Genomic DNA, 26,311 nt, shown 5'->3' with positions numbered 1-26,311 from the left:
GTTTTTATGCGTTGGCTGTTTCTGCTTTTGCTGGTCCTCAATGTCTTCTATTACATCTGGCATCAGCAGGAAGCCCCGTTGAGGGCTAAAGATGTCACGCCTTTGGCACTCTACCGGGGTTCTCAGCAAGACATCCGGCTGCTAAGCGAGTCGGCTGATGCCATGGTGCGGCGAGACAGGGCAAAAACGCCTGAGGCGCCGGCTGCGTGCCTGTACATCGGTGGCCTGGCTGATCAAAAAGAGGTTCAGTCCGTTGAGCAGCGCCTCACAAGCCTGGATATCAAGGTCAAACTGCAATCGCTGAACCTGCCTGATGCGCCGGGATACTGGCTGCGAGTCGCCCCTGAAAGCCGGCGCCTGGCCGATGATCTGCCCTTTGAAAACCTTGCTAATGAATTCAATGAGTTAAAACATAAAATAATGCCGTGCGAAGGCATTGCAACCTTCGAATAGTTTGCATAGAATGGCGCCCGCTTCGCAGTGAAGACCTCCTGGGTCAACAAGGCGAAGCGAAGGTCAACGCAGCTAACCTCATATTTTTTAATGAGAAAATGCTTGACAGAAGGCTGGCATGATGTAGAATGCCGGCTCGCTTAGGAGGGGTTCCCGAGCGGCCAAAGGGATCAGACTGTAAATCTGACGTCTACGACTTCGAAGGTTCGAATCCTTCCCCCTCCACCATTTTAGCGTGAGCTGCAAGCTCCGCGGGTATAGTTTAGTGGTAGAACCTCAGCCTTCCAAGCTGATGATGCGGGTTCGATTCCCGCTACCCGCTCCAAGTTTGCAGGTTGTGCAAGTTGTTTCGCTCTTGTAGCTCAGTTGGTAGAGCACACCCTTGGTAAGGGTGAGGTCAGCGGTTCAAATCCGCTCAAGAGCTCCATATAACAAGGCAGATATGAAAATATCTGCCTTTGTTTTAACAGCTGCCTCTGATTGATTCCGCTCTCTTTCGTTGTCTTGTTTGGGTTGGTTTCGGGTCTGCAGGGGTTTGTTGTTGTAAAGTCTTTTTCAGATCGGCATAATTGTCGGCCTGATTTTGTTTTAGGTCAGTAGCTCAATTGGCAGAGCGACGGTCTCCAAAACCGTAGGTTGGGGGTTCGATTCCCTCCTGACCTGCCAGATTCACTTGGTGTGTCTGGCTTTCTTTTCACAGGATCTTCATAGATGACTCCTAAGGCTGAAGCTCAAGGCTCTCGCTTCGATCTGCTCAAGTGGCTGGTAGTAGTCGCTATTGTGGTCGTGGGCGTTGTTGGCAACCAGTACTACTCTGCGTCGCCGATCCTGTACCGTGTCCTCGCATTGCTCGCCCTTGCTGCTGTCGCTGCCTTTGTTGGCCTGCAGACTGCAAAAGGCAAGTCGTTTGCGGTCCTGGTAAAGGAAGCTCGTACCGAGATCCGTAAAGTCGTTTGGCCGACTCGCCAAGAAACCACGCAGACCACGTTGATTGTGGTGGCTGTTGTTCTGGTTATGGCGTTGCTGTTGTGGGGGCTTGATTCCCTGCTCGGCTGGCTTGTTTCCTTGATTGTTGGCTAAGGGTGTCCCGTGGCTAAGCGTTGGTACGTTGTGCATGCTTACTCGGGTTACGAGAAGCATGTCATGCGCTCTTTGCTAGAGCGCGTAAAGCTGGCAGGCATGGAAGATGGCTTCGGCGAAATTCTGGTTCCCACTGAAGAAGTGGTTGAAATGCGTAATGGCCAGAAACGCAAAAGCGAGCGCAAATTCTTCCCTGGCTATGTGCTGGTTCAAATGGACATGAATGAGGGTACTTGGCACTTGGTCAAGGACACTCCTCGCGTCATGGGTTTCATCGGCGGTACCGCTGATAAGCCTGCTCCGATCACCGACAAAGAAGCAGAAGCGATTCTGCGTCGTGTTGCTGATGGTAGCGACAAACCCAAGCCGAAGACGTTGTTCGAGCCGGGTGAGGTTGTTCGTGTCACTGACGGTCCGTTTGCAGATTTTAACGGTACTGTCGAAGAAGTTAACTACGAAAAGAGCCGGATCCAAGTGGCAGTGCTCATTTTCGGTCGCTCTACTCCGGTAGAGCTAGAGTTCAGCCAGGTCGAAAAAGTCTAGCTGAGCAAGCATCCCAACCCCGCAGCCTTAGGCTGTGGGGTTTTGTCGTCACTGGGATAAACGCGCAAGTAACCGGGGAGCCTTTCGAGGCGTTCGAACCCGTAATTGGAGTGCCTCATGGCCAAGAAGATTACCGCTTACATCAAGCTGCAAGTGAAGGCCGCTCAGGCCAACCCAAGCCCACCTGTTGGTCCAGCTCTGGGTCAGCACGGCGTGAACATCATGGAATTCTGCAAGGCCTTCAACGCCCGTACTCAGGGTATTGAGCCAGGTCTGCCGACTCCAGTGATCATCACTGTATACAGCGACCGTAGCTTCACCTTCGAAACCAAGTCGACCCCGGCTTCGGTTCTGTTGAAGAAAGCTGCTGGTCTGACTAGCGGTTCCGCTCGTCCTAACACCGTTAAGGTTGGCACTGTGACCCGTGCTCAGCTGGAAGAAATCGCGAAAACCAAAAACGCGGATCTGACTGCAGCTGATATGGATGCAGCCGTGCGTACCATCGCCGGTTCTGCTCGTAGCATGGGCCTTAACGTGGAGGGTGTGTAATGGCTAAGCTGACCAAGCGCCAAAAGGCTATCGCCGGCAAAATCGAAGCGGGCAAGTCCTACAACTTTGTAGACGCTGCTGCTTTGCTGACCGAGCTGTCGACTGTCAAGTTCAGCGAGTCTGTTGACGTTGCTGTAAACCTGGGTGTTGACCCACGTAAATCCGACCAGGTCGTTCGTAGCGCTACTGTGCTGCCACACGGTACTGGCAAGACTGTACGTGTAGCTGTCTTCACCCAAGGCCCAGCAGCTGAAGCTGCTCTGGCCGCCGGCGCTGATCGCGTTGGCATGGACGACCTGGCTGCCGAAATGAAAGGCGGCGACCTGAACTATGACGTCGTAATTGCTTCCCCGGATGCAATGCGCGTTGTAGGTCAGTTGGGTCAGATCCTCGGTCCACGTGGTCTGATGCCTAACCCTAAAGTCGGCACCGTAACTCCAGACGTAGCTACCGCGGTTAAAAACGCCAAGGCTGGTCAGGTTCGTTATCGCACCGACAAAAACGGCATCATTCACACCTCCGTTGGCAAAGTCGGCTTTGATGCCGTCAAGCTGAAGGAAAACGTTGAAGCCCTGATCGCTGATCTGAAGCGTATCAAGCCGGCTTCCTCGAAAGGTATCTACGTCAAGCGCGTTACCCTGAGCACCACTATGGGCCCAGGTCTGGTCATCGACCAAGGCTCGCTGGACGTATAAGACACAAATTGGCGCAAGTAATTGTGCCAGTTGAAAAATTGGGGTCCCTGCCTGGCGGGGGCTATCCAAGACCGTAGGCGACGCAAGTCTTAAACCACAAGCCTACGCAGATGGTGCTCCCGGTTCCTTACCGAATCAGACACCAAAACGACATCCGGCCTAGGCCAGATGAAACGGTAACAAGCAGGAGTTAAACCCGTGGCAATTAATCTCGAAGACAAGAAGGCCATCGTCGCTGAAGTCAACGAGGCTGCCAAAGCTGCTCTGTCCGCTGTCGTGGCTGATGCCCGTGGTGTGACAGTAGGCGCTATGACCGGACTCCGTAAAGAGGCTCGTGAAGCTGGCGTATACGTGCGTGTTGTACGTAACACCCTGCTCAAGCGCGCTGTTGCTGACACTGAATACAGTGTCCTCAACGACGTGTTCACCGGCCCGACTCTGATCGCGTTCTCCAAGGAACATCCAGGCGCTGCTGCCCGTTTGTTCAAAGAATTCGCCAAGAGTCAGGATAAGTTCGAGATCAAGGCAGCTGCGTTCGAGGGCAAGTTCCTCGCAGCTAACCAAATCGACGTACTGGCAACACTGCCGACCCGTAACGAAGCTATTTCTCAGCTGATGAGCGTGATTCAAGGCGCTACCAGCAAGTTGGCTCGTACTCTGGCCGCAGTTCGCGAGCAAAAAGAAGCTGCCGCAGCCTAAGGCTGAGCATCTCCTCTCGCGTATTTTTGTTTATTTCGATGGCCGCGTAGGCCGTCCCCCAATTCAGGAATTACAGCAATGTCTATCTCCCAAGACGATATCCTCAACGCCGTAGCTGAAATGTCGGTTCTGCAGGTTGTTGAGCTGATCAAAGCTTTCGAAGAAAAATTCGGTGTTTCCGCTGCCGCTGCTTCGGCTGGCCCAGCTGTTGCTGCTGTTGCTGCTGAAGAGCAAACCGAATTCAACGTCATGCTGCTGGAAGCTGGCGAGAAGAAAGTAAACGTGATCAAGGCAGTACGTGAACTGACCGGTCTGGGCCTGAAAGAAGCCAAGGCAGTAGTTGACGGCGCCCCTGCCCAGGTTCTGGAAGCAGTGTCGAAAGACGCAGCTGACAAAGCTAAAGCAGTGCTGGAAGAAGCAGGCGCTAAAGTCGAGCTGAAGTAAGCATCGACCTTGCGTCTCCAGCCCAAGCGTTAAGCTGAAGGCTGATGGCTGGTGGCTCTTGCCACCGGCCTTTTTCCGTTATTGGCAATCGACTCGGTCGTCGCCTCTAACGCGCTGTAACCACCCGATGCGGTGGCGCAAACCATGGGGTTTGCAAGATTTTCTGGCTGCTCCCGTCGGGAGGGGCCAAACAAGCAGGTGACCAAGCTGGGGAACGCTGATGGCTTACTCATATACTGAGAAAAAACGTATCCGCAAGGACTTTAGCAAGTTGCCGGACGTCATGGATGTCCCGTACCTTCTGGCTATCCAGCTGGATTCGTATCGTGAATTCTTGCAGGCGGGAGCGACCAAAGATCAGTTCCGCGACGTGGGCCTGCATGCGGCCTTCAAATCCGTTTTCCCGATCATCAGCTACTCCGGCAATGCTGCGCTGGAGTACGTCGGTTATCGCCTGGGCGAACCGGCATTTGATGTCAAAGAATGCGTGTTGCGCGGTGTTACGTACGCCGTACCTTTGCGGGTAAAAGTCCGTCTGATCATCTTCGACAAAGAGTCGTCGAACAAAGCGATCAAGGACATCAAAGAGCAAGAAGTCTACATGGGTGAAATTCCCCTGATGACTGAGAACGGTACCTTCGTTATCAACGGTACCGAGCGCGTTATCGTTTCCCAGCTGCACCGTTCCCCGGGCGTGTTCTTCGACCACGACCGCGGCAAGACGCACAGCTCCGGCAAGCTCCTGTACTCCGCGCGGATCATTCCGTACCGTGGTTCGTGGTTGGACTTCGAGTTCGACCCGAAAGACTGCGTGTTCGTGCGTATCGACCGTCGTCGCAAGCTGCCGGCCTCGGTACTGCTGCGCGCGCTCGGCTATACCACTGAGCAAGTGCTGGATGCCTTCTATACCACTAACGTATTCCACCTGAGCGGCGAAACCCTCAGCCTGGAACTGGTGCCTCAGCGCCTGCGTGGTGAGATTGCCGTTCTGGACATCCAGGATGAAAAAGGCAAGGTCATCGTTGAAGCCGGCCGCCGTATTACCGCGCGCCACATCAACCAGATCGAAAAAGCCGGTATCAAGACGTTGGAAGTGCCTCTGGACTACGTCCTGGGTCGCACCACCGCCAAGGTCATCGTGCACCCGGCCACCGGCGAAATCCTGGCTGAATGCAACACCGAGCTGAACACCGAGATCCTGGCGAAAATCGCCAAGTCCCAGGTTGTTCGCATCGAGACCCTGTACACCAACGACATCGACTGCGGTCCGTTCGTCTCCGACACCCTGAAGATCGACTCCACCAGCAACCAATTGGAAGCGCTGGTCGAGATCTATCGCATGATGCGTCCTGGCGAGCCACCAACCAAAGACGCTGCCGAGACCCTGTTCAACAACCTGTTCTTCAGCCCTGAGCGCTATGACCTGTCTGCGGTCGGCCGGATGAAGTTCAACCGTCGTATCGGTCGTACCGAGATCGAAGGTTCGGGCGTGTTGTGCAAGGAAGACATCGTCGCGGTACTGAAGACTCTGGTCGACATCCGCAACGGTAAAGGCATCGTCGATGACATCGACCACCTGGGTAACCGTCGTGTTCGCTGCGTAGGCGAAATGGCCGAGAACCAGTTCCGCGTTGGCCTGGTGCGTGTTGAGCGTGCGGTCAAAGAGCGTCTGTCGATGGCCGAAAGCGAAGGCCTGATGCCACAAGACCTGATCAACGCCAAGCCAGTGGCTGCTGCGGTGAAAGAGTTCTTTGGCTCCAGCCAGCTCTCGCAGTTCATGGACCAGAACAACCCGCTCTCCGAGATCACCCACAAGCGCCGTGTTTCCGCACTGGGCCCGGGCGGTCTGACCCGTGAGCGTGCAGGCTTTGAAGTTCGTGACGTACACCCGACTCACTACGGTCGTGTATGCCCGATTGAAACGCCGGAAGGTCCGAACATCGGCCTGATCAACTCCCTGGCTGCTTATGCGCGCACCAACCAGTACGGCTTCCTCGAGAGCCCGTACCGTGTGGTGAAAGACGCACTGGTCACCGATGAGATCGTGTTCCTGTCCGCCATCGAAGAAGCTGATCACGTGATCGCTCAGGCTTCGGCCACGATGAACGACAAGAAAATGCTGATCGACGAGCTGGTAGCTGTTCGTCACTTGAACGAGTTCACCGTCAAGGCGCCGGAAGACGTCACCTTGATGGACGTATCGCCGAAGCAGGTAGTTTCGGTTGCAGCGTCGCTGATCCCGTTCCTGGAGCACGATGACGCCAACCGTGCGTTGATGGGTTCCAACATGCAGCGTCAAGCTGTACCCACCCTGCGTGCTGACAAGCCGCTGGTAGGTACCGGCATGGAGCGTAACGTAGCCCGTGACTCCGGCGTTTGCGTCGTGGCTCGTCGTGGCGGCGTGATCGACTCCGTTGATGCCAGCCGTATCGTGGTTCGTGTTGCCGATGACGAAGTTGAAACTGGCGAAGCCGGTGTCGACATCTACAACCTGACCAAATACACCCGCTCCAACCAGAACACCTGCATCAACCAGCGTCCGCTGGTGAGCAAGGGTGATCGGGTTCAGCGCAGCGACATCATGGCAGACGGTCCGTCCACCGATATGGGTGAGCTGGCACTGGGTCAGAACATGCGCATCGCGTTCATGGCCTGGAACGGTTACAACTTCGAAGACTCCATCTGCCTGTCCGAGCGTGTGGTTCAGGAAGATCGCTTCACCACGATCCACATTCAGGAACTGACCTGTGTGGCACGTGACACCAAGCTTGGGCCAGAGGAAATCACTGCAGACATCCCGAACGTGGGTGAGGCTGCACTGAACAAGCTGGACGAAGCCGGTATCGTTTACGTAGGTGCTGAAGTTGGCGCAGGCGACATTCTGGTAGGTAAGGTCACTCCGAAAGGCGAGACCCAACTGACTCCGGAAGAGAAGCTGTTGCGTGCCATCTTCGGCGAAAAAGCCAGCGACGTTAAAGACACCTCCCTGCGTGTACCTACCGGTACCAAGGGTACTGTCATCGACGTACAGGTCTTCACCCGTGACGGCGTTGAGCGTGATGCTCGTGCACTGTCCATCGAGAAGACTCAACTCGACGAGATCCGCAAGGACCTGAACGAAGAGTTCCGTATCGTTGAAGGCGCGACCTTCGAACGTCTGCGTTCCGCCCTGGTAGGCCACAAGGCTGAAGGCGGCGCAGGCCTGAAGAAAGGTCAGGACATCACCGACGAAGTACTCGACGGTCTTGAGCACGGCCAGTGGTTCAAACTGCGCATGGCTGAAGATGCTCTGAACGAGCAGCTCGAGAAGGCTCAGGCCTACATCGTTGATCGTCGCCGTCTGCTGGACGACAAGTTCGAAGACAAGAAGCGCAAACTGCAGCAGGGCGATGACCTGGCTCCAGGCGTGCTGAAAATCGTCAAGGTTTACCTGGCAATCCGTCGCCGCATCCAGCCGGGCGACAAGATGGCCGGTCGTCACGGTAACAAAGGTGTGGTCTCCGTGATCATGCCGGTTGAAGACATGCCGCACGATGCCAATGGCACCCCGGTCGACGTCGTCCTCAACCCGTTGGGCGTACCTTCGCGTATGAACGTTGGTCAGATCCTTGAAACCCACCTGGGCCTCGCGGCCAAAGGTCTGGGCGAGAAGATCAACCGTATGATCGAAGAGCAGCGCAAGGTTGCTGACCTGCGCAAGTTCCTGCACGAGATCTACAACGAGATCGGCGGTCGCAACGAAGAGCTGGACACCTTCTCCGACCAGGAAATCCTGGATCTGGCGAAGAACCTGCGCGGCGGCGTTCCAATGGCTACCCCGGTGTTCGACGGTGCCAAGGAAAGCGAAATCAAGGCCATGCTGAAACTGGCAGACCTGCCGGAAAGCGGCCAGATGCAGCTGTTCGACGGCCGTACCGGCAACAAGTTTGAGCGCCCGGTTACTGTTGGCTACATGTACATGCTGAAGCTGAACCACTTGGTAGACGACAAGATGCACGCTCGTTCTACCGGTTCGTACAGCCTGGTTACCCAGCAGCCGCTGGGTGGTAAGGCTCAGTTCGGTGGTCAGCGTTTCGGGGAGATGGAGGTCTGGGCACTGGAAGCATACGGTGCTGCATACACTCTGCAAGAAATGCTCACAGTGAAGTCGGACGATGTGAACGGTCGGACCAAGATGTACAAAAACATCGTGGACGGCGATCACCGTATGGAGCCGGGCATGCCCGAGTCCTTCAACGTGTTGATCAAAGAAATTCGTTCCCTCGGCATCGATATCGATCTGGAAACCGAATAACACGTGACGCGAATCGAGAGCGGGGCTGTTTAGCCCGCTCTCTGCTCCGCCAGGAGGAAAGGCCTTGAAAGACCTACTGAATTTGCTGAAAAACCAGGGTCAAGTCGAAGAGTTCGACGCCATCCGTATTGGATTGGCATCGCCTGAGATGATCCGTTCGTGGTCGTTCGGTGAAGTTAAAAAGCCGGAAACCATCAACTACCGTACGTTCAAACCAGAACGTGACGGCCTGTTCTGCGCCAAGATCTTTGGCCCGGTAAAGGATTACGAGTGCCTGTGCGGTAAGTACAAGCGCTTGAAGCACCGTGGTGTGATCTGCGAGAAGTGCGGCGTTGAAGTTGCACTGGCCAAGGTTCGTCGTGAGCGCATGGCGCACATCGAACTGGCTTCGCCGGTTGCCCACATCTGGTTCCTGAAATCGCTGCCGTCCCGTATCGGCTTGCTGATGGACATGACCCTGCGTGATATCGAGCGCGTTCTCTACTTCGAGAGCTATGTCGTTATCGACCCAGGCATGACCACCCTTGAAAAAGGTCAGCTGCTGAACGACGAGCAGTACTTCGAAGCGCTGGAAGAGTTCGGCGACGATTTCGATGCCCGCATGGGTGCCGAAGCTGTCCGTGAACTGCTGCACGCTATCGACCTGGAGCACGAGATTGGCCGCCTGCGTGAAGAAATTCCGCAAACCAACTCCGAAACCAAGATCAAGAAACTGTCCAAGCGTCTGAAGTTGATGGAAGCCTTCCAGGGTTCCGGCAACTTGCCAGAGTGGATGGTGCTGACCGTTCTGCCGGTTCTGCCGCCAGACCTGCGTCCGCTGGTGCCGTTGGATGGCGGTCGCTTCGCGACTTCCGACCTCAACGACCTGTACCGTCGCGTGATCAACCGTAACAACCGCTTGAAGCGTCTGCTCGATCTGTCTGCTCCGGACATCATCGTGCGCAACGAAAAGCGTATGTTGCAAGAAGCTGTCGATGCTCTGCTCGACAACGGTCGTCGTGGCCGCGCTATCACCGGTTCGAACAAGCGTCCTCTGAAATCCCTGGCTGACATGATCAAGGGTAAGCAAGGTCGTTTTCGTCAGAACTTGCTCGGTAAGCGTGTTGACTACTCCGGTCGTTCGGTAATTACCGTAGGCCCGACCCTGCGTCTGCACCAGTGCGGTCTGCCGAAGAAGATGGCTCTCGAGCTGTTCAAGCCGTTCATTTTCGGCAAGCTGGAAATGCGTGGTCTCGCGACCACCATCAAGGCCGCCAAGAAGATGGTCGAGCGCGAACTGCCAGAGGTTTGGGACGTTCTCGCTGAAGTGATCCGTGAACACCCGGTTCTCCTCAACCGTGCACCGACCCTTCACCGTCTGGGGATCCAGGCGTTTGAACCGGTACTGATCGAAGGTAAGGCTATCCAGCTGCACCCTCTGGTCTGTGCTGCGTACAACGCCGACTTCGACGGCGACCAAATGGCCGTGCACGTACCGCTGACACTGGAAGCCCAGTTGGAAGCGCGTGCGTTGATGATGTCGACCAACAACATTCTGTCGCCAGCCAACGGTGAGCCAATCATCGTTCCGTCGCAGGACGTTGTATTGGGTCTGTACTACATGACTCGTGAAGCGATCAACGCCAAGGGCGAAGGTCGTGTGTTCGCGGATCTGCAGGAAGTTGACCGTGTGTTCCGTGCCGGCGAAGCCGCACTGCACGCCAAGGTTAAAGTCCGCATCCACGAAACCATCAACGATCGTGATGGTGGCAGCGTCAAGAACACCCGTATCGTCGACACCACTGTCGGCCGTGCGCTGTTGTTCCAGGTTGTTCCACCTGGCCTGTCGTACGACGTGGTCAACCAGCCAATGAAGAAAAAGGCGATCTCCAAGCTGATCAACCAGTGCTACCGCGTGGTTGGTTTGAAAGAGACCGTTATCTTCGCTGACCAGTTGATGTACACCGGTTTTGCTTATTCGACCATTTCCGGCGTTTCCATCGGTGTTAACGACTTCGTTATCCCGGACGAGAAAGCCGCCATCATCGGTGCTGCTACCGATGAAGTGAAAGAGATCGAAAGCCAGTACGCCTCCGGCCTGGTAACCCAGGGCGAGAAGTACAACAAAGTGATCGACCTTTGGTCCAAGGCCAACGACGAAGTGTCGAAGGCGATGATGTCGAACCTCTCGAAAGAGCGCGTTATCGACCGTCATGGCGTGGAAGTCGATCAAGAGTCGTTCAACTCGATGTACATGATGGCGGACTCGGGCGCACGGGGTTCTGCTGCGCAGATCCGTCAGCTCGCCGGTATGCGTGGCCTGATGGCCAAGCCGGACGGTTCCATCATCGAAACGCCGATTACTGCGAACTTCCGTGAAGGTTTGAGCGTACTTCAGTACTTCATCTCGACTCACGGTGCTCGTAAAGGTCTGGCGGATACCGCGTTGAAAACCGCTAACTCCGGTTACCTGACTCGTCGTCTGGTAGACGTTGCGCAAGACTTGGTTGTGACTGAAGTTGACTGCGGTACCGAACACGGTCTGCTGATGACTCCGCACATCGAAGGCGGCGACGTTGTAGAGCCGTTGGGTGAGCGCGTACTGGGTCGAGTAATCGCCCGTGACGTATTCAAGCCAGGTACCGAGGAAGTCATTGTTCCTGCCGGCACCCTGGTAGACGAGAAGTGGGTCGAGTTCATCGAACTCAACAGCATCGACGAAGTGATTGTCCGCTCGCCGATCAGCTGCGAAACCCGCTACGGCATTTGCGCCAAGTGCTACGGCCGTGACTTGGCTCGTGGTCACCAGGTGAACATCGGTGAAGCGGTCGGCGTTATCGCTGCCCAGTCCATCGGTGAGCCGGGTACCCAGCTGACCATGCGTACGTTCCACATCGGTGGTGCGGCAAGCCGGACCTCCGCAGCCGACAGCGTTCAGGTGAAGAATGGCGGTACTGTCCGTCTGCACAACCTGAAGCACGTTGAGCGAGTGGATGGCCACCTGGTTGCTGTGTCCCGTTCCGGTGAGCTGGCAATCGCTGATGACTACGGTCGTGAGCGTGAGCGCTACAAGCTGCCGTACGGTGCCGTGATTTCGGTTAAAGAAGGTGACAAGGTCGACGCTGGCGCAATCGTGGCCAAGTGGGATCCGCACACTCACCCAATCGTTACCGAAATGAAAGGTACCGTGACCTACGTGGGCATGGAAGAAGGCATCACGATCAAGCGTCAGACTGACGAATTGACCGGTATGACCAACATTGAAGTACTCGACGCCAAAGACCGTCCAGCTGCAGGCAAAGATATCCGTCCTGCCGTGAAGATGGTTGATGACAACGGCAAGGATCTGTTGCTGCCAGGCACTGACGTTATCGCTCAGTACTTCCTGCCAGCCAACGCCCTGGTCGGTGTTGCGGATGGTGCGAAGATCGCGATCGGTGATGTTATCGCTCGTATCCCGCAAGAAACTTCGAAAACCCGTGACATCACCGGTGGTCTGCCGCGTGTTGCCGACTTGTTCGAAGCTCGTCGTCCGAAAGAAGCGTCGATTCTGGCTGAAGTCAGCGGCACCATCGCGTTCGGTAAAGAGACCAAAGGCAAGCGCCGTCTGGTCATTACGCCGAACGACGGTAGCGATCCGTACGAAGAGCTGATTCCGAAGTGGCGTCACCTGAACGTCTTCGAAGGTGAACAGGTAAACCGCGGCGAAGTTATCTCCGACGGCCCGAGCGATCCACACGACATCCTGCGTCTGCTGGGTGTGAGTGCGCTGGCCAAGTACATCGTTAACGAGATCCAGGACGTTTATCGTCTGCAAGGCGTGAAGATCAACGATAAGCACATCGAGACCATCCTGCGTCAGATGCTGCGTAAAGTTGAAATCGCTGAATCCGGCGATTCGAGTTTCATCAAGGGCGACCAGATGGAACTGACTCACGTGCTGGTAGAGAACGAGCGCCTGGCGAACGACGAGAAATTCGTTTCCAAGTTCACTCGTGTGTTGCTGGGTATCACCAAGGCGTCGTTGTCCACTGAGTCGTTCATCTCGGCGGCCTCCTTCCAGGAGACCACGCGTGTACTGACCGAAGCAGCGGTAACCGGCAAGCGCGATTACCTGCGCGGCCTGAAAGAAAACGTGGTTGTGGGTCGTCTGATCCCGGCCGGTACCGGCTTGGCCTACCACAGCGAGCGTAAGCGTCGCCGTGAACTCGACAAGCCGCTGCGCGTAAGCGCCAGTGAAGTGGAAGCTGCACTGACCGAAGCGCTGAACTCAAGCGGTAACTGAGTTCTGCGGTAAATAAGGCCGGGCCCTGGCAGCCCCGTTCGTCGGATCGAGACAGATTTGTCCCGGTTCGATGGAGGGGGAGGTCGGGGCCTTGCCTTGACTGGGGACAAGATCCTCTTTAGACTCTTGTACCCCTAAATTTGGCGGGAATTCGTTCCTGCCATTTTGCTTTTCTTGCAAGACAATAGCGTCGCAAGACAACAGTGGAGCTAGTAGATGGCAACTATCAACCAGCTGGTACGTCAGCCGCGTAAGCGTATCGTCGAGAAATCCGACGTGCCTGCGCTGCAGAACTGCCCGCAACGTCGTGGCGTATGCACTCGCGTGTATACCACTACGCCGAAAAAACCTAACTCGGCACTGCGTAAAGTATGCCGTGTGCGCCTGACCAACGGTTTCGAGGTTTCCTCGTACATCGGCGGTGAAGGCCACAACCTGCAAGAACACAGCGTGGTACTGATCCGCGGCGGTCGTGTAAAAGACTTGCCAGGTGTTCGTTACCACACCGTACGCGGCTCCTTGGATACTTCCGGCGTTAAAGGTCGTAACCAGGGTCGTTCGAAGTACGGTACCAAGAAGCCTAAGTAGTAGCGGCTTTTTGTAAAACTGAATCATCTTATTTTCTGAGTCGATAAGAGTAAGGTCGGAGGCGTCCCGAAAGGGCACTAATTCCGAGCGAACCTGAAGACCGTTTGAGGGCTTATCCATGCCAAGAAGACGCGTAGCAGCCAAGCGCGAAGTGCTTGACGATCCAAAATACGGAAGCCAAATTCTGGCCAAGTTCATGAACCACGTGATGGAAAGCGGCAAGAAAGCCGTTGCCGAGCGTATCGTTTATGGCGCGCTGGAAAAGGTTAAAGAACGCAAGAACAGCGACCCCCTGGAAATCTTCGAGAAAGCTCTCGACGCCATCGCTCCGCTGGTCGAAGTGAAGTCGCGCCGTGTAGGCGGTGCTACTTACCAGGTTCCGGTTGAAGTTCGCCCGTCCCGTCGTAACGCTTTGGCAATGCGCTGGTTGGTAGACTTCGCCCGCAAGCGCGGCGAGAAGTCTATGGCCCTGCGTTTGGCTGGCGAACTGTTGGACGCTGCTGAAGGTAAAGGTGCTGCTGTTAAGAAGCGTGAAGACGTGCACCGTATGGCTGAAGCTAACAAAGCTTTCTCGCACTACCGCTTCTAATTCTAGCTTCACTAATTTTGCGAGGGCTTTATGGCTCGTACTACTCCGATTAGCCGCTACCGTAACATCGGTATCGTTGCTCACGTGGATGCTGGTAAAACCACCACCACCGAGCGCGTACTGTTTTACACCGGCAAAAGTCACAAGATGGGCGAGGTGCATGACGGCGCCGCGACCACAGACTGGATGGTTCAGGAGCAGGAGCGTGGTATTACCATTACTTCTGCTGCTATTACCGCCTTCTGGAAAGGTTCCGAGAAGCAGTACAAGGATGAGCACCGCTTCAACGTAATCGATACCCCGGGCCACGTAGACTTCACCATTGAAGTTGAACGTTCCCTGCGCGTACTCGACGGCGCTGTCGTTGTGTTCTGCGGTACCTCGGGTGTTGAGCCTCAGTCGGAAACCGTATGGCGTCAAGCCAACAAATACGGCGTTCCACGTCTTGTTTACGTAAACAAGATGGATCGTGCTGGTGCGAACTTCCTGCGCGTGATCGGTCAGATCAAGCAGCGTCTGGGTCACACCCCAGTGCCAATCCAGTTGGCTATCGGTTCCGAAGACAACTTCCAGGGGCAGATCGATCTGCTGACCATGGAAGCTGTTTACTGGAACGATGCTGACAAGGGTATGGTTCCTCGTCGCGAAGCTATCCCTGCTGAACTGCAGGAATTGGCTGACGAGTGGCGCAACAACATGGTTGAAGCTGCGGCCGAAGCCAGCGAAGAGCTGATGAACAAGTACCTCGAAGGTGAAGAACTCACCAACGCGGAAATCAAGGCCGCTCTGCGTCAGCGTACTATCGCTGGTGAGATCGTCTTGGCTGTTTGCGGTTCCTCGTTCAAGAACAAGGGCGTTCCCCTGGTTCTCGATGCTGTGATCGACTACCTGCCAGCACCAGTGGATATTCCTGCCATCAAGGGTACTGACCCGGATGACGAGACTATCGAGCTGGAGCGTCACGCAGACGACGCAGAACCGTTCTCCGCTCTGGCATTTAAAATTGCCACTGACCCATTCGTGGGTACCTTGACCTTCGTCCGCGTTTACTCGGGCGTGTTGAACTCCGGCGACGGCGTGATCAACTCGGTTAAAGGCAAGAAAGAGCGCGTGGGTCGTATGGTGCAAATGCACGCAAACGCCCGCGAAGAGATCAAGGAAGTGCGCGCTGGTGACATCGCGGCCCTGATCGGCATGAAGGACGTCACCACTGGTGAAACCTTGTGCAACGCTGACAAGCCAATCATCCTGGTTCGCATGGACTTCCCGGAGCCGGTTATTTCGGTTGCCGTTGAGCCTAAGACCAAGGATGACCAGGAAAAAATGGGTATCGCTCTGGGCAAGCTTGCTCAGGAAGATCCATCTTTCCGCGTCAAGACTGATGAAGAGACTGGTCAAACGATCATCTCCGGCATGGGCGAGCTTCACCTGGACATCCTGGTTGACCGGATGCGCCGTGAGTTCAACGTCGAAGCCAACATCGGTAAGCCTCAGGTTTCCTATCGTGAGCGCATCACGAAGAACTGCGAAATCGAAGGCAAATTCGTTCGTCAATCCGGCGGTCGTGGCCAGTTCGGCCATTGCTGGATCCGTTTTGCTCCTGCTGATGAAGGTCAGGAAGGTCTGCAATTCGTGAACGAAGTAGTGGGCGGTGTTGTTCCTAAGGAATACATCCCGGCTATCCAGAAGGGTATCGAAGAGCAGATGAAGAACGGTGTTGTTGCCGGCTATCCGCTCATCGGCCTGAAGGCGACCGTTTTTGACGGTTCTTACCACGACGTCGACTCCAACGAGATGGCGTTTAAGGTGGCTGCTTCCATGGCTACCAAGCAACTGGCCCAGAAGGGCGGTGGTGAGTTGCTTGAGCCAATCATGGCAGTAGAAGTCGTTACGCCTGAAGACTACATGGGTGACGTGATGGGCGACCTTAACCGTCGTCGCGGCATGATCTTGGGTATGGAAGATACGGTTTCCGGCAAAGTGATTCGTGCCGAGGTTCCGTTGGGCGAGATGTTCGGTTATGCGACCGACGTTCGTTCCATGTCTCAGGGTCGCGCAAGCTACTCTATGGAATTCAAAAAATACAACACAGCTCCGGCGCACATCGCTGAAACTGTATCCAAAAAACAAGGCTGATTCAGTCCTTTAGGCAAGGAGTTAATTGTCGTGGCTAAAGAAAAATTTGATCGTTCCCTACCGCACGTAAACGTTGGCACTATCGGCCACGTTGACCACGGTAAAACCACTCTGACCGCTGCTCTGACTCGCGTCTGCTCCGAAGTTTTCGGTTCGGCTCGTGTTGACTTCGACAAGATCGACAGCGCACCAGAAGAAAAAGCTCGTGGTATCACCATCAACACCGCGCACGTTGAATACAACTCGCTGATCCGTCACTACGCTCACGTTGACTGCCCAGGTCACGCTGACTACGTGAAGAACATGATCACCGGTGCTGCCCAGATGGACGGCGCGATCCTGGTTTGCTCGGCCGCTGATGGTCCGATGCCACAAACCCGTGAACACATCCTGCTGTCCCGTCAGGTAGGCGTTCCGTACATCGTGGTTTTCCTGAACAAGGCTGACCTGGTAGACGACGCTGAGCTGCTGGAACTGGTTGAGATGGAAGTGCGCGATCTGCTGAGCACTTACGACTTCCCGGGCGACGACACTCCGATCATCATCGGTTCTGCTCGTATGGCTCTGGACGGTCTTGACGACAACGAAATGGGCACCACTGCCGTTCGTAAACTGGTTGAGACTCTGGATAGCTACATCCCAGACCCAGTTCGTGTTATCGACAAGCCGTTCCTGATGCCAATCGAAGACGTATTCTCGATCTCCGGTCGCGGTACTGTTGTGACTGGTCGTATCGAGCGCGGTATCGTTAAGGTTCAAGATCCACTGGAAATCGTTGGTCTGCGTGACACTACCGTCACCACCTGCACCGGTGTTGAAATGTTCCGTAAACTGCTCGACGAAGGTCGTGCAGGCGAGAACTGCGGCGTTCTGCTGCGTGGTACCAAGCGTGACGACGTTGAGCGTGGCCAGGTTCTGGTCAAGCCAGGTTCGGTTAAGCCGCACACTACCTTCGAAGCTGAAGTGTACGTGTTGAGCAAAGAAGAAGGCGGCCGTCACACTCCGTTCTTCAAAGGCTACCGTCCACAGTTCTACTTCCGGACCACTGACGTGACCGGTAACTGCGAACTGCCGGAAGGCGTTGAAATGGTAATGCCAGGCGACAACATCAAAATGGTTGTCACCCTGATCAAAACCATCGCAATGGAAGATGGTCTGCGTTTCGCTATCCGTGAAGGCGGTCGTACCGTCGGCGCTGGCGTCGTAGCCAAAATCATCGCTTAATAAGTGATGACTTGAAAAAGCCCCCGCTCAGCGGGGGCTTTTTTATTGAGTTGACACCCATATGGGGCGTCTATAGAATTGCGCCTCCTTTTAACGGGCGTGTTGCGCTCGCTGGGAATAGCAGCCGGAGTCTGAAATCCAATGGCAAATCAGCAAATTCGTATCAGGTTGAAGGCTTTTGACCACAAACTGATCGACCAATCCACCCAGGAAATCGTGGAAACCGCGAAACGTACTGGTGCTCAAGTGCGTGGTCCAATTCCACTGCCTACCCGTAAAGAGCGGTTCACCGTTCTGGTCTCCCCGCACGTCAACAAAGACGCGCGTGACCAGTACGAGATCCGTACTCATAAGCGCGTGCTGGACATCGTCCTGCCAACGGATAAAACCGTTGATGCACTTATGAAGCTTGATCTGGCGGCCGGTGTGGAAGTACAGATCAGCCTCGGCTAAGACTTGGGTCTTAGTCGTGTAACGCTCTGAAATGGGCGGCCATAGCGGGTGAAAGCCCCGTACACTCATGAGGTTTACAACATGACTATTGGTGTAGTCGGTCGTAAATGCGGTATGACCCGTATTTTCACCGAAGAAGGTGTCTCCATTCCGGTCACGGTCATTGAGATCGAACCGAATCGCGTCACCCAGTTTAAAACTGAAGAAACCGATGGCTATCGTGCAGTGCAAGTCACTGTCGGCGAGCGTCGTGCTTCGCGCGTGACTGCTGCTCAAGCAGGTCACTTCGCTAAAGCAAACGTTGCAGCTGGTCGCACTGTTATGGAGTTCCGTCTTGAAGACGGTGACTACCAGGCTGGCGATCTGATCAACGCTGAAATCTTCGCCGCTGGTCAACTGGTTGATGTAACCGGTCAGTCCAAGGGTAAAGGCTTCCAGGGTACGATCAAGCGTTGGAATTTCCGTGGCCAAGACAACACTCACGGTAACTCCGTTTCCCACCGCGTCCCGGGCTCTATTGGCCAGTGCCAGACTCCTGGTCGTGTATTCAAGGGCAAAAAAATGTCCGGTCATATGGGCGCTGAGCGCGTGACCGTGCAGTCCCTCGAAGTAGTGCGCGTCGACGCTGAACGCAATCTGTTGTTGGTCAAGGGTGCTGTTCCTGGCGCTACTGGCGGCAACCTGGTTGTACGTCCAGCGGCCAAGGCTCGCGGTTAAGGGGAAGCTGACATGCAATTAAATGTAAATGACGCTCAAGCGATCGAAGTTTCCGAACTGACATTTGGCGGCGAATTCAACGAGACGCTGGTTCACCAAGCAGTCGTGGCCTACATGGCCGGCGGCCGTCAAGGTAGCAAGCAGCAAAAGACCCGTTCCGACGTTCGTGGTGGCGGTAAGCGCCCTTGGCGTCAGAAAGGTACTGGCCGCGCTCGTGCCGGTACTATCCGTAGCCCAATCTGGCGTGGCGGCGGTACCACTTTCGCAGCACGTCCACAGGATCACACCCAGAAGCTCAACAAGAAGATGTATCGCGCAGCACTGCGCTCCATCCTTGCTGAACTCGTGCGTACTGATCGTCTGGTCGTGGTTCAGGACTTCGCTGTTGAAGCGCCGAAAACCAAAGATCTGCTGAACAAGCTGAACGGCATGGGCCTGACTGACGTCCTGATCGTGTCTGAAGCTGTTGATCAGAACCTGTACCTGGCTGCTCGCAACCTGCCACACGTTGATGTACGTGACGTGCAAGGTTCCGATCCAGTTAGTCTGATCGCATACGACAAGGTGTTGATCACCGTGTCGGCCGTGAAGAAATTCGAGGAGCTGCTGGGATGAACCAGGAACGCGTATTTAAAGTTCTGCTTGGCCCGCACGTTTCCGAAAAGGCTACGGTTCTGGCTGACAAGAAAGGCCAGTTCGTTTTCAAGGTTGCAACTGACGCAACCAAGCTGGAAATCAAGAAGGCCGTCGAAAGCCTGTTCAGCGTGAAAGTAGAGCGTGTTACTACCCTGAATGTTCTGGGTAAGAGCAAGCGCACTGCTCGCGGTCTGGGCAAGCGTAATGACTGGAAGAAGGCAGTTATCTCCCTTCAGCCAGGCCAAGATCTCGATTTCAGCAGCAGTGCTGAGTAAGGAAGGGGTGCATCATGGCAATCGTTAAATGCAAACCGACTTCCCCTGGCCGCCGTTTTGTGGTCAAGGTGGTCAACCAGGAGCTGCATAAAGGCGCTCCTCACGCACCGCTGCTCGAGAAGAAATCGAAGACTGGTGGTCGTAACAACAATGGTCGTATTACCACTCGTCACATCGGTGGTGGCCATAAGCAGCATTATCGTCTGGTCGACTTCCGTCGCAACGACAAAGATGGCATCGCTGCCACTGTCGAGCGTATCGAATACGATCCAAACCGTACTGCTCACATTGCTCTGCTGCTGTACGCAGATGGCGAGCGTCGCTACATCATCGCCCCTAAAGGCGTGAGTGCTGGTGACCAGCTGATCGCAGGTGCTTTGGCGCCGATCAAGCCGGGCAACGCTCTGCAACTGCGCAACATTCCAGTTGGTAGCACCGTACACGGCATCGAATTGAAGCCGGGTAAAGGCGCGCAAATCGCTCGTTCCGCTGGTGCTTCGGCTCAGCTGATCGCTCGTGAAGGTGTCTACGTGACCCTGCGTCTGCGCTCTGGTGAAATGCGTAAAGTACTGGCTGAGTGCCGTGCGACCCTGGGCGAAGTCTCGAACTCCGAGCACAGCCTGCGTTCGCTGGGTAAAGCTGGTGCCAAACGCTGGCGTGGCGTTCGCCCAACCGTTCGTGGTGTTGCCATGAACCCGGTTGACCACCCACACGGTGGTGGTGAAGGTCGTACCTCTGGTGGTCGTCATCCGGTATCGCCATGGGGCTTCCCGACTAAGGGCGCGAAGACTCGTGGTAATAAGCGTACCGACAAAATGATCGTCCGTCGTCGCAAGTAAATAGAGGGATACGACAGTGCCACGTTCTCTGAAAAAAGGTCCTTTTATTGATCTTCACCTACTGAAGAAGATCGAAGTGGCGGCGGAAAAGAACGATCGCAAACCGGTGAAAACCTGGTCGCGTCGTTCGATGATCCTGCCACAAATGGTCGGTTTGACCATTGCAGTGCATAACGGTCGTCAACATGTTCCAGTTCTCGTGAACGAAGACATGGTCGGCCACAAACTAGGCGAGTTTGCCGGTACCCGCACATATCGTGGGCACGTGGCAGACAAGAAAGCCAAGCGTTAAGGGGTAAGGAACGATGGAAGTAGCCGCTAAGTTGTCGGGCGCTCGAATCTCCGCCCAGAAAGCCCGCTTGGTCGCCGACCAGATCCGCGGGAAGAAGGTGGGCGAAGCGCTCAACCTGTTGGCTTTCAGCAGTAAGAAAGCCGCCGAGATCATCAAGAAAGTGCTGGAGTCGGCCGTAGCCAACGCCGAGCACAACGAAGGCGCAGACGTTGATGACCTGAAGGTCAGCACCGTTTTCGTCAACGAAGGGCGTTCGCTGAAGCGCATCATGCCTCGTGCCAAAGGCCGAGCTGATCGCATCGTCAAGCGGTCTTGCCATATCACTGTCAAGGTTGCTGACAAGTAACGGAGTCGAAGAGATGGGTCAGAAAGTACATCCCATTGGCATTCGCCTGGGAATCGTCAAGGAGCACACCTCCGTCTGGTACGCAGACGGTCGGACTTATGCGGACTACTTGTTCGCTGATCTGAAGGTGCGTGAGTATCTCCAAGACAAACTAAAAAGCGCGTCCGTGAGCCGTATCGATATCCATCGTCCTGCTCAAACTGCACGTATCACCATCCACACCGCTCGTCCAGGTATCGTTATCGGGAAGAAAGGTGAAGATGTTGAGAAACTGCGTCAGGACCTGACCAAGCAAATGGGTGTGCCTGTGCACATCAATATCGAAGAGATCCGCAAGCCGGAGCTCGACGGTATGCTGGTTGCGCAGAGCGTAGCTCAGCAGCTGGAGCGTCGTGTAATGTTCCGTCGCGCTATGAAGCGCGCAGTACAGAACGCCATGCGCATTGGTGCCAAAGGCATCAAAATCCAAGTGAGCGGTCGTCTCGGCGGTGCTGAAATCGCACGTACTGAATGGTATCGCGAAGGTCGTGTGCCACTGCACACCCTGCGTGCCGACATCGACTATGCCAACTACGAAGCTCACACCACTTACGGTGTGATCGGTGTAAAGGTTTGGATCTTCAAAGGCGAAGTAATTGGTGGTCGCCAAGAAGAACTGAAACCACAAGCACCAGCGCCTCGTAAAAAAGCTGCTAAGTAAGGGGTACGCCAAATGTTGCAACCAAAGCGTACGAAGTTCCGCAAGCAGATGACAGGCCACAACCGTGGTCTGGCTCAGCGCGGTAGCAAAGTCAGCTTCGGCGAGTATGCGCTGAAGTCTGTAGCTCGTGGTCGTCTCACCGCTCGTCAGATCGAGTCAGCGCGTCGTGCTCTGACCCGTCACGTTAAACGTGGCGGCAAGATCTGGATCCGTGTATTCCCGGACAAGCCTATCTCCAAAAAGCCCCTCGAAGTTCGGATGGGTAAAGGTAAGGGTAACGTGGAGTATTGGGTTGCCCAGATTCAGCCAGGCAAAGTCCTGTATGAAATCGAGGGTGTTACTGAAGAGCTGGCGCGTGAGGCTTTCGCCCTGGCTGCTGCAAAGCTGCCGCTCGCCACCTCCTTTGTTAAACGGACGGTGATGTGATGAAAGCGAATGAACTTCGTGAAAAATCCGCACAGCAGCTGAACGAGCAACTGCTCGGCCTGCTGCGCGACCAGTTCAATCTGCGTATGCAGAAAGCAACTGGCCAGTTGGGGCAGTCTCATCTGCTCTCGCAAGTTAAGCGTGACATCGCTCGCGTGAAGACTGTGCTCAACCAGCAGGCAGGTAAGTGATCATGGCTGAAGCCGAAAAGACTGTCCGTACGCTGACTGGCCGTGTTGTCAGCGACAAGATGGACAAAACCATCACCGTTTTGATCGAGCGTCGCGTTAAGCACCCGATCTACGGTAAATACGTTAAGCGTTCGACTAAGCTGCACGCGCACGACGAAACCAACCAGTGCCACATCGGCGACAAAGTCACTATTCGTGAAACTCGTCCGTTGGCCAAGACCAAGTCTTGGGCCCTGGTTGATGTTCTCGAACGCGCTGTGGAAGTCTAAGGACTAGGGGTCGGAGAAATTATATGATTCAGACTCAATCCATGCTCGATGTGGCCGATAACAGCGGCGCACGCCGCGTTATGTGCATCAAGGTGCTGGGTGGCTCCCATCGTCGTTACGCTGGTATCGGTGACATCATCAAAGTTACCGTGAAGGAAGCAATTCCTCGCGGTAAAGTGAAAAAAGGCCAAGTGATGACTGCTGTTGTAGTCCGCACTCGTCACGGCGTACGCCGTGCAGATGGCTCCATTATCCGCTTTGATGGCAACGCTGCTGTTCTTCTGAACAACAAGCAAGAGCCGATCGGCACCCGTATCTTTGGGCCAGTGACCCGTGAACTTCGTACTGAGAAGTTCATGAAGATCGTCTCGCTCGCCCCAGAAGTGCTGTAAGGAGATCCGACATGCAAAAGATTCGTCGTGACGACGAGATCATCGTGATCGCCGGCAAAGACAAAGGTAAGCGCGGTAAGGTGCTGAAGGTTCTTGCTGATGACCGTCTGGTCGTTGGTGGTCTGAACCTGGTCAAGCGTCATACCAAGCCTAACCCGATGTCGGGCGTACAAGGCGGTATCGTCGAGAAAGAAGCGCCACTGCACGCTTCTAACGTCGCCATCTTCAACGGCGAAACCAACAAGGCTGACCGCGTTGGTTTCAAAGTAGAAGACGGTAAGAAAATTCGTGTCTTCAAGTCGACCCAAAAAGCGGTTGATGCTTGAACACTGCTAGGTAGAAGACCATGGCACGACTAAAAGAGATTTACCGGAAGGAAATCGCACCGAAACTTAAGGAAGAACTTAAGCTTTCGAACGTGATGGAAGTTCCGCGCGTTACCAAAATCACCCTGAACATGGGTCTGGGCGAAGCGATCGGCGACAAAAAAGTCATCGAGCACGCTGTTGCTGACCTGGAAAAGATCACCGGCCAAAAAGTCGTTGTGACCTACGCTCGCAAATCCATCGCTGGCTTTAAAGTCCGTGAAGGTTGGCCGATCGGCGTCAAAGTGACTCTGCGCCGTGAGCGTATGTACGAATTCCTGGATCGTCTGCTGTCGATCTCCCTGCCTCGGGTTCGCGACTTCCGCGGCCTGAATGCCAAGTCCTTCGATGGTCGTGGTAACTACAGCATGGGCGTTAAAGAGCAGATCATCTTCCCGGAAATCGACTACGACAAGATCGATGCTCTCCGCGGTCTGGACATCACCCTGACCACCACTGCCAAGAACGATGATGAAGGCCGCGCTCTGCTGCGTGCGTTCAAATTCCCGTTCCGCAACTGATTGGAGTAGGACCATGGCCAAGATGAGCATGAAAAACCGCGAGCTGAAGCGTCAGCTCACGGTTGCCAAGTACGCCAAGAAGCGTGCAGCACTGAAAGCAATCATCGTTGATCTGAACGCAAGTCCAGAAGCGCGTTGGGAAGCTACAGTTGCTCTGCAGAAGCAGCCACGTGACGCAAGCGCTTCGCGCATGCGTAACCGCTGCCGCCTGACCGGTCGTCCACACGGCGTTTACCGCAAGTTCGGCCTCGGCCGTAACAAGCTGCGTGAAGCGGCAATGCGTGGTGACGTACCAGGTCTGGTTAAAGCCAGCTGGTAAGTACTTTCGAAGTCGCAGTGGTCAGGATCGCAAGATACTGACCACCGGTGGCCTAGAATCTGGAACAAGCCCCTTTTGGGGCTTGTTTCATTTCCGGAGTGTGTCTAAAATACGCGGCTCGCCTGAGCCCGTGTGTTTTATGCTCGGAGATTCTCGGTGACATATGTAGCCGCAAGGCTAATTTTTTTGTATTAGGAGCGTCTAGCCCATGAGTATGCAGGACCCGTTAGCGGACATGCTAACTCGTATCCGTAATGCCCAGATGGCTGAAAAGTCCGTCGTAAGCATGCCATCTTCCACGTTGAAGGTTGCTGTTGCCAAAGTCCTGAAAGACGAAGGCTACATTGCGGGTTATCAGATCAGCAGCGAAATCAAGCCACTGCTGTCCATCGAGCTGAAGTACTTCGAAGGCCGTCCGGTCATCGAGGAAGTGAAGCGCGTTAGCCGTCCAGGCCTGCGTCAGTACAAGTCCGTCGATGATCTGCCAAAAGTTCGTGGCGGTCTCGGTGTGTCTATCGTCTCCACCAACAAAGGTGTGATGACGGATCGTGCTGCGCGCGCTGCCGGTGTCGGCGGCGAAGTTCTTTGCACAGTGTTCTAAGGGGGGATAAGCATGTCACGCGTCGCTAAGAACCCCGTTAAGCTGCCAGCCGGTGTCGAAGTCAAATTCGCAGGTGGCCAGCTTTCGGTGAAGGGTGCCAAGGGCACTCTGGAACTGAACATCCATTCGTCCGTTGAGGTCGTTGAAGAAGCTGGTGAGCTGCGTTTTGCTGCTCGCAATGGCGATCAACAAACTCGCGCAATGGCCGGTACCACTCGTGCGTTGGTAAACAACATGGTCCAAGGCGTAAGCCAAGGCTTCGAGCGTAAGCTCCAGCTGGTCGGTGTTGGTTACAAAGCGCAAGCAAAAGGCACGGTTCTGAACCTGGCCCTTGGCTTCTCGCACCCAGTGGATTACGAACTGCCGGAAGGCATCACCGCTGAGACCCCTAGCCAAACCGACATCCTGATCAAGGGTATCGATAAGCAGCTGGTAGGTCAGGTGGCCGCTGAGATCCGCGACTTCCGTCCACCAGAGCCGTACAAAGGCAAAGGTGTGCGCTACGCGGACGAAGTCGTCCGTCGTAAAGAAGCCAAGAAGAAGTAGGGCATAGCAAATGACCGACAAAAAAGTTACTCGACTGCGTCGCGCTCGCAAAGCACGCCTGAAAATGCACGAACTCGAAGTCGTGCGTCTCTGCGTGTTCCGCTCGTCGCAGCACATCTACGCCCAGGTCATCTCGGCCGACGGCAACAAAGTCCTGGCAAGCGCCTCGACTTTGGATAAAGAACTGCGTGATGGTGCCACTGGCAACATCGACGCGGCCACTAAGGTTGGCCAGCTGGTCGCTACGCGTGCTAAGGCCGCTGGCGTCTCGCAAGTGGCTTTCGACCGCTCTGGCTTCAAGTACCACGGTCGCGTGAAAGCGCTGGCTGATGCTGCTCGTGAAGCTGGGCTGGAGTTCTAAGTTATGTCAAATAACGACCAAAAGCGCGACGAAGGCTACATTGAGAAGCTGGTTCAAGTTAACCGCGTAGCCAAAACCGTTAAAGGCGGCCGTATCTTCACTTTCACCGCGTTGACCGTGGTGGGTGATGGTAAAGGGCGCGTTGGCTTCGGCCGTGGCAAGTCACGTGAAGTGCCTGCTGCGATCCAGAAGGCAATGGAAGCTGCTCGTCGCAACATGATCCAAGTTGATCTGAACGGCACCACTCTGCAGTACGCAATGAAGTCCGCTCATGGCGCTTCGAAGGTGTACATGCAGCCTGCTTCTGAAGGTACCGGTATCATCGCTGGCGGCGCTATGCGTGCTGTCCTCGAAGTTGCTGGCGTTCAGAACGTTCTGGCCAAGTGCTACGGCTCGACTAACCCGGTAAACGTGGTTCACGCCACTTTCAAGGGTTTGAAAGCAATGCAGTCTCCTGAATCCATTGCCGCCAAGCGTGGCAAAAGCGTCAAGGAGATCTTCTGA

32 protein-coding genes and 4 tRNA genes are annotated in these 26,311 nt (G+C 55.1%); all 36 read left to right on the top strand.

The window, feature by feature from the left end:
- The first annotated feature begins 6 nt into the window (after nt 1–6).
- Nucleotides 7–453, top strand: a complete 447-nt coding sequence (locus JFV30_RS25870) for a hypothetical protein (protein WP_201125491.1) — start codon at nt 7–9, stop codon at nt 451–453.
- Between the two features lie 143 nt (nt 454–596).
- A tRNA-Tyr gene (locus JFV30_RS25865) sits at nt 597–681 on the top strand.
- 23 nt (nt 682–704) lie between these two features.
- Nucleotides 705–778: transfer RNA gene (locus JFV30_RS25860), tRNA-Gly, on the top strand.
- A 26-nt stretch (nt 779–804) separates the two neighbouring features.
- Nucleotides 805–880, top strand: a tRNA-Thr gene (locus tag JFV30_RS25855).
- Nucleotides 881–1,043: 163 nt separating this feature from the next.
- Nucleotides 1,044–1,119 (top strand) — tRNA-Trp (locus JFV30_RS25850).
- A 45-nt stretch (nt 1,120–1,164) separates the two neighbouring features.
- A complete protein-coding gene (gene secE, locus JFV30_RS25845) occupies nt 1,165–1,533 on the top strand; it encodes a preprotein translocase subunit SecE (RefSeq protein WP_010174463.1) in 369 nt (122 codons plus the stop codon).
- Between the two features lie 9 nt (nt 1,534–1,542).
- Complete coding sequence (gene nusG / locus JFV30_RS25840; RefSeq protein WP_003176436.1) at nt 1,543–2,076, top strand: transcription termination/antitermination protein NusG; 534 nt, start codon at nt 1,543–1,545, stop codon at nt 2,074–2,076.
- A gap of 117 nt (nt 2,077–2,193) precedes the next feature.
- Nucleotides 2,194–2,625 (top strand): 50S ribosomal protein L11, encoded by a 432-nt coding sequence (rplK, locus tag JFV30_RS25835; RefSeq protein WP_003210097.1) that lies wholly within the window; start codon nt 2,194–2,196, stop codon nt 2,623–2,625.
- On the top strand, nt 2,625–3,320 hold the full coding sequence (rplA, locus tag JFV30_RS25830) for a 50S ribosomal protein L1 (protein ID WP_003176434.1): 696 nt from the start codon (nt 2,625–2,627) through the stop codon (nt 3,318–3,320). Before rplK ends, rplA begins: the two co-directional genes overlap by 1 nt.
- A gap of 198 nt (nt 3,321–3,518) precedes the next feature.
- Nucleotides 3,519–4,019, top strand: coding sequence for a 50S ribosomal protein L10 (rplJ, locus tag JFV30_RS25825; protein WP_010174464.1), 501 nt, complete (start codon nt 3,519–3,521; stop codon nt 4,017–4,019).
- A 78-nt stretch (nt 4,020–4,097) separates the two neighbouring features.
- Nucleotides 4,098–4,463 (top strand): 50S ribosomal protein L7/L12, encoded by a 366-nt coding sequence (gene rplL, locus JFV30_RS25820; protein WP_003210093.1) that lies wholly within the window; start codon nt 4,098–4,100, stop codon nt 4,461–4,463.
- 220 nt (nt 4,464–4,683) lie between these two features.
- On the top strand, nt 4,684–8,757 hold the full coding sequence (gene rpoB, locus JFV30_RS25815) for a DNA-directed RNA polymerase subunit beta (RefSeq protein WP_017476319.1): 4,074 nt from the start codon (nt 4,684–4,686) through the stop codon (nt 8,755–8,757).
- A gap of 64 nt (nt 8,758–8,821) precedes the next feature.
- The gene (rpoC, locus tag JFV30_RS25810; protein ID WP_003210090.1) at nt 8,822–13,021 is read left to right on the top strand and encodes a DNA-directed RNA polymerase subunit beta'; all 4,200 of its coding nucleotides are present in this window, start codon (nt 8,822–8,824) and stop codon (nt 13,019–13,021) included.
- 216 nt (nt 13,022–13,237) lie between these two features.
- Nucleotides 13,238–13,609, top strand: a complete 372-nt coding sequence (gene rpsL, locus JFV30_RS25805) for a 30S ribosomal protein S12 (RefSeq protein WP_002555494.1) — start codon at nt 13,238–13,240, stop codon at nt 13,607–13,609.
- 118 nt (nt 13,610–13,727) lie between these two features.
- Nucleotides 13,728–14,198: a 30S ribosomal protein S7 gene (gene rpsG / locus JFV30_RS25800; RefSeq protein ID WP_002555493.1), complete on the top strand. Its 471-nt coding sequence runs from the start codon at nt 13,728–13,730 to the stop codon at nt 14,196–14,198.
- 30 nt (nt 14,199–14,228) lie between these two features.
- Nucleotides 14,229–16,334, top strand: coding sequence for an elongation factor G (gene fusA, locus JFV30_RS25795; protein WP_010174505.1), 2,106 nt, complete (start codon nt 14,229–14,231; stop codon nt 16,332–16,334).
- Between the two features lie 30 nt (nt 16,335–16,364).
- The gene (gene tuf / locus JFV30_RS25790; RefSeq protein ID WP_003210085.1) at nt 16,365–17,558 is read left to right on the top strand and encodes an elongation factor Tu; all 1,194 of its coding nucleotides are present in this window, start codon (nt 16,365–16,367) and stop codon (nt 17,556–17,558) included.
- Nucleotides 17,559–17,699: 141 nt separating this feature from the next.
- Nucleotides 17,700–18,011, top strand: a complete 312-nt coding sequence (gene rpsJ / locus JFV30_RS25785; protein WP_003210084.1) for a 30S ribosomal protein S10 — start codon at nt 17,700–17,702, stop codon at nt 18,009–18,011.
- Nucleotides 18,012–18,092: 81 nt separating this feature from the next.
- Nucleotides 18,093–18,728, top strand: a complete 636-nt coding sequence (rplC, locus tag JFV30_RS25780) for a 50S ribosomal protein L3 (RefSeq protein ID WP_003194649.1) — start codon at nt 18,093–18,095, stop codon at nt 18,726–18,728.
- 12 nt (nt 18,729–18,740) lie between these two features.
- Nucleotides 18,741–19,343: a 50S ribosomal protein L4 gene (gene rplD / locus JFV30_RS25775; RefSeq protein WP_003210082.1), complete on the top strand. Its 603-nt coding sequence runs from the start codon at nt 18,741–18,743 to the stop codon at nt 19,341–19,343.
- A complete protein-coding gene (gene rplW / locus JFV30_RS25770) occupies nt 19,340–19,639 on the top strand; it encodes a 50S ribosomal protein L23 (protein WP_002555488.1) in 300 nt (99 codons plus the stop codon). Before rplD ends, rplW begins: the two co-directional genes overlap by 4 nt.
- A gap of 14 nt (nt 19,640–19,653) precedes the next feature.
- Complete coding sequence (gene rplB, locus JFV30_RS25765) at nt 19,654–20,478, top strand: 50S ribosomal protein L2 (RefSeq protein ID WP_003210080.1); 825 nt, start codon at nt 19,654–19,656, stop codon at nt 20,476–20,478.
- A gap of 16 nt (nt 20,479–20,494) precedes the next feature.
- Nucleotides 20,495–20,770 (top strand): 30S ribosomal protein S19, encoded by a 276-nt coding sequence (gene rpsS, locus JFV30_RS25760; RefSeq protein ID WP_002555486.1) that lies wholly within the window; start codon nt 20,495–20,497, stop codon nt 20,768–20,770.
- Nucleotides 20,771–20,783: 13 nt separating this feature from the next.
- A complete protein-coding gene (gene rplV, locus JFV30_RS25755; RefSeq protein ID WP_003210077.1) occupies nt 20,784–21,116 on the top strand; it encodes a 50S ribosomal protein L22 in 333 nt (110 codons plus the stop codon).
- A gap of 13 nt (nt 21,117–21,129) precedes the next feature.
- A complete protein-coding gene (gene rpsC, locus JFV30_RS25750; protein ID WP_003176422.1) occupies nt 21,130–21,816 on the top strand; it encodes a 30S ribosomal protein S3 in 687 nt (228 codons plus the stop codon).
- Between the two features lie 12 nt (nt 21,817–21,828).
- A complete protein-coding gene (gene rplP / locus JFV30_RS25745) occupies nt 21,829–22,242 on the top strand; it encodes a 50S ribosomal protein L16 (protein WP_003210075.1) in 414 nt (137 codons plus the stop codon).
- Nucleotides 22,242–22,433, top strand: a complete 192-nt coding sequence (gene rpmC, locus JFV30_RS25740; RefSeq protein ID WP_002555481.1) for a 50S ribosomal protein L29 — start codon at nt 22,242–22,244, stop codon at nt 22,431–22,433. The genes rplP and rpmC overlap by 1 nt, the downstream gene beginning before the upstream one ends.
- A gap of 2 nt (nt 22,434–22,435) precedes the next feature.
- Complete coding sequence (rpsQ, locus tag JFV30_RS25735) at nt 22,436–22,702, top strand: 30S ribosomal protein S17 (protein ID WP_003176419.1); 267 nt, start codon at nt 22,436–22,438, stop codon at nt 22,700–22,702.
- 23 nt (nt 22,703–22,725) lie between these two features.
- Nucleotides 22,726–23,094 carry a 50S ribosomal protein L14 gene (gene rplN / locus JFV30_RS25730; protein WP_002555479.1) on the top strand — a complete coding sequence of 123 codons (369 nt, stop codon included), beginning with the start codon at nt 22,726–22,728 and terminating at the stop codon, nt 23,092–23,094.
- Between the two features lie 11 nt (nt 23,095–23,105).
- Entirely contained in the window at nt 23,106–23,420 is a 315-nt protein-coding gene (rplX, locus tag JFV30_RS25725; RefSeq protein WP_007896770.1) for a 50S ribosomal protein L24, read from the top strand.
- A gap of 20 nt (nt 23,421–23,440) precedes the next feature.
- Nucleotides 23,441–23,980, top strand: coding sequence for a 50S ribosomal protein L5 (gene rplE, locus JFV30_RS25720; protein ID WP_003210069.1), 540 nt, complete (start codon nt 23,441–23,443; stop codon nt 23,978–23,980).
- A 13-nt stretch (nt 23,981–23,993) separates the two neighbouring features.
- Nucleotides 23,994–24,299, top strand: coding sequence for a 30S ribosomal protein S14 (gene rpsN / locus JFV30_RS25715; protein WP_003176414.1), 306 nt, complete (start codon nt 23,994–23,996; stop codon nt 24,297–24,299).
- A 208-nt stretch (nt 24,300–24,507) separates the two neighbouring features.
- Complete coding sequence (gene rpsH, locus JFV30_RS25710) at nt 24,508–24,900, top strand: 30S ribosomal protein S8 (RefSeq protein WP_003186040.1); 393 nt, start codon at nt 24,508–24,510, stop codon at nt 24,898–24,900.
- Between the two features lie 12 nt (nt 24,901–24,912).
- Nucleotides 24,913–25,446 (top strand): 50S ribosomal protein L6, encoded by a 534-nt coding sequence (rplF, locus tag JFV30_RS25705; RefSeq protein ID WP_010174584.1) that lies wholly within the window; start codon nt 24,913–24,915, stop codon nt 25,444–25,446.
- Nucleotides 25,447–25,456: 10 nt separating this feature from the next.
- Nucleotides 25,457–25,807, top strand: coding sequence for a 50S ribosomal protein L18 (gene rplR / locus JFV30_RS25700; RefSeq protein WP_003186037.1), 351 nt, complete (start codon nt 25,457–25,459; stop codon nt 25,805–25,807).
- Between the two features lie 3 nt (nt 25,808–25,810).
- Nucleotides 25,811–26,311, top strand: a complete 501-nt coding sequence (gene rpsE / locus JFV30_RS25695; RefSeq protein ID WP_003186035.1) for a 30S ribosomal protein S5 — start codon at nt 25,811–25,813, stop codon at nt 26,309–26,311.

The sequence above is a fragment of the Pseudomonas sp. TH32 genome (assembly GCF_016650855.1).
Taxonomy (GTDB): domain Bacteria; phylum Pseudomonadota; class Gammaproteobacteria; order Pseudomonadales; family Pseudomonadaceae; genus Aquipseudomonas.
This window is presented reverse-complemented; position numbering and strand designations above follow the sequence as displayed.

Excerpts from the sequence above, each read along its gene's own strand:
- rplW (WP_002555488.1), top strand. The coding sequence starts at position 19,340 with ATGAACCAGGAACGCGTATTTAAAGTTCTGCTTGGCCCGCACGTTTCC.
- rpoB (WP_017476319.1), top strand. The coding sequence starts at position 4,684 with ATGGCTTACTCATATACTGAGAAAAAACGTATCCGCAAGGACTTTAGC.
- rplP (WP_003210075.1), top strand. The coding sequence starts at position 21,829 with ATGTTGCAACCAAAGCGTACGAAGTTCCGCAAGCAGATGACAGGCCAC.
- fusA (WP_010174505.1), top strand. The coding sequence starts at position 14,229 with ATGGCTCGTACTACTCCGATTAGCCGCTACCGTAACATCGGTATCGTT.
- secE (WP_010174463.1), top strand. The coding sequence starts at position 1,165 with ATGACTCCTAAGGCTGAAGCTCAAGGCTCTCGCTTCGATCTGCTCAAG.
- rpsJ (WP_003210084.1), top strand. The coding sequence starts at position 17,700 with ATGGCAAATCAGCAAATTCGTATCAGGTTGAAGGCTTTTGACCACAAA.
- rplV (WP_003210077.1), top strand. The coding sequence starts at position 20,784 with ATGGAAGTAGCCGCTAAGTTGTCGGGCGCTCGAATCTCCGCCCAGAAA.
- rpsL (WP_002555494.1), top strand. The coding sequence starts at position 13,238 with ATGGCAACTATCAACCAGCTGGTACGTCAGCCGCGTAAGCGTATCGTC.
- rplB (WP_003210080.1), top strand. The coding sequence starts at position 19,654 with ATGGCAATCGTTAAATGCAAACCGACTTCCCCTGGCCGCCGTTTTGTG.
- rplE (WP_003210069.1), top strand. The coding sequence starts at position 23,441 with ATGGCACGACTAAAAGAGATTTACCGGAAGGAAATCGCACCGAAACTT.
- rplX (WP_007896770.1), top strand. The coding sequence starts at position 23,106 with ATGCAAAAGATTCGTCGTGACGACGAGATCATCGTGATCGCCGGCAAA.
- rpsC (WP_003176422.1), top strand. The coding sequence starts at position 21,130 with ATGGGTCAGAAAGTACATCCCATTGGCATTCGCCTGGGAATCGTCAAG.
- rplN (WP_002555479.1), top strand. The coding sequence starts at position 22,726 with ATGATTCAGACTCAATCCATGCTCGATGTGGCCGATAACAGCGGCGCA.
- rplF (WP_010174584.1), top strand. The coding sequence starts at position 24,913 with ATGTCACGCGTCGCTAAGAACCCCGTTAAGCTGCCAGCCGGTGTCGAA.
- rplK (WP_003210097.1), top strand. The coding sequence starts at position 2,194 with ATGGCCAAGAAGATTACCGCTTACATCAAGCTGCAAGTGAAGGCCGCT.
- rpsN (WP_003176414.1), top strand. The coding sequence starts at position 23,994 with ATGGCCAAGATGAGCATGAAAAACCGCGAGCTGAAGCGTCAGCTCACG.
- rplL (WP_003210093.1), top strand. The coding sequence starts at position 4,098 with ATGTCTATCTCCCAAGACGATATCCTCAACGCCGTAGCTGAAATGTCG.
- rplD (WP_003210082.1), top strand. The coding sequence starts at position 18,741 with ATGCAATTAAATGTAAATGACGCTCAAGCGATCGAAGTTTCCGAACTG.
- rpsE (WP_003186035.1), top strand. The coding sequence starts at position 25,811 with ATGTCAAATAACGACCAAAAGCGCGACGAAGGCTACATTGAGAAGCTG.
- rpsH (WP_003186040.1), top strand. The coding sequence starts at position 24,508 with ATGAGTATGCAGGACCCGTTAGCGGACATGCTAACTCGTATCCGTAAT.
- rpmC (WP_002555481.1), top strand. The coding sequence starts at position 22,242 with ATGAAAGCGAATGAACTTCGTGAAAAATCCGCACAGCAGCTGAACGAG.
- rpsG (WP_002555493.1), top strand. The coding sequence starts at position 13,728 with ATGCCAAGAAGACGCGTAGCAGCCAAGCGCGAAGTGCTTGACGATCCA.
- rpsQ (WP_003176419.1), top strand. The coding sequence starts at position 22,436 with ATGGCTGAAGCCGAAAAGACTGTCCGTACGCTGACTGGCCGTGTTGTC.
- rplR (WP_003186037.1), top strand. The coding sequence starts at position 25,457 with ATGACCGACAAAAAAGTTACTCGACTGCGTCGCGCTCGCAAAGCACGC.
- JFV30_RS25870 (WP_201125491.1), top strand. The coding sequence starts at position 7 with ATGCGTTGGCTGTTTCTGCTTTTGCTGGTCCTCAATGTCTTCTATTAC.
- rplA (WP_003176434.1), top strand. The coding sequence starts at position 2,625 with ATGGCTAAGCTGACCAAGCGCCAAAAGGCTATCGCCGGCAAAATCGAA.
- rplC (WP_003194649.1), top strand. The coding sequence starts at position 18,093 with ATGACTATTGGTGTAGTCGGTCGTAAATGCGGTATGACCCGTATTTTC.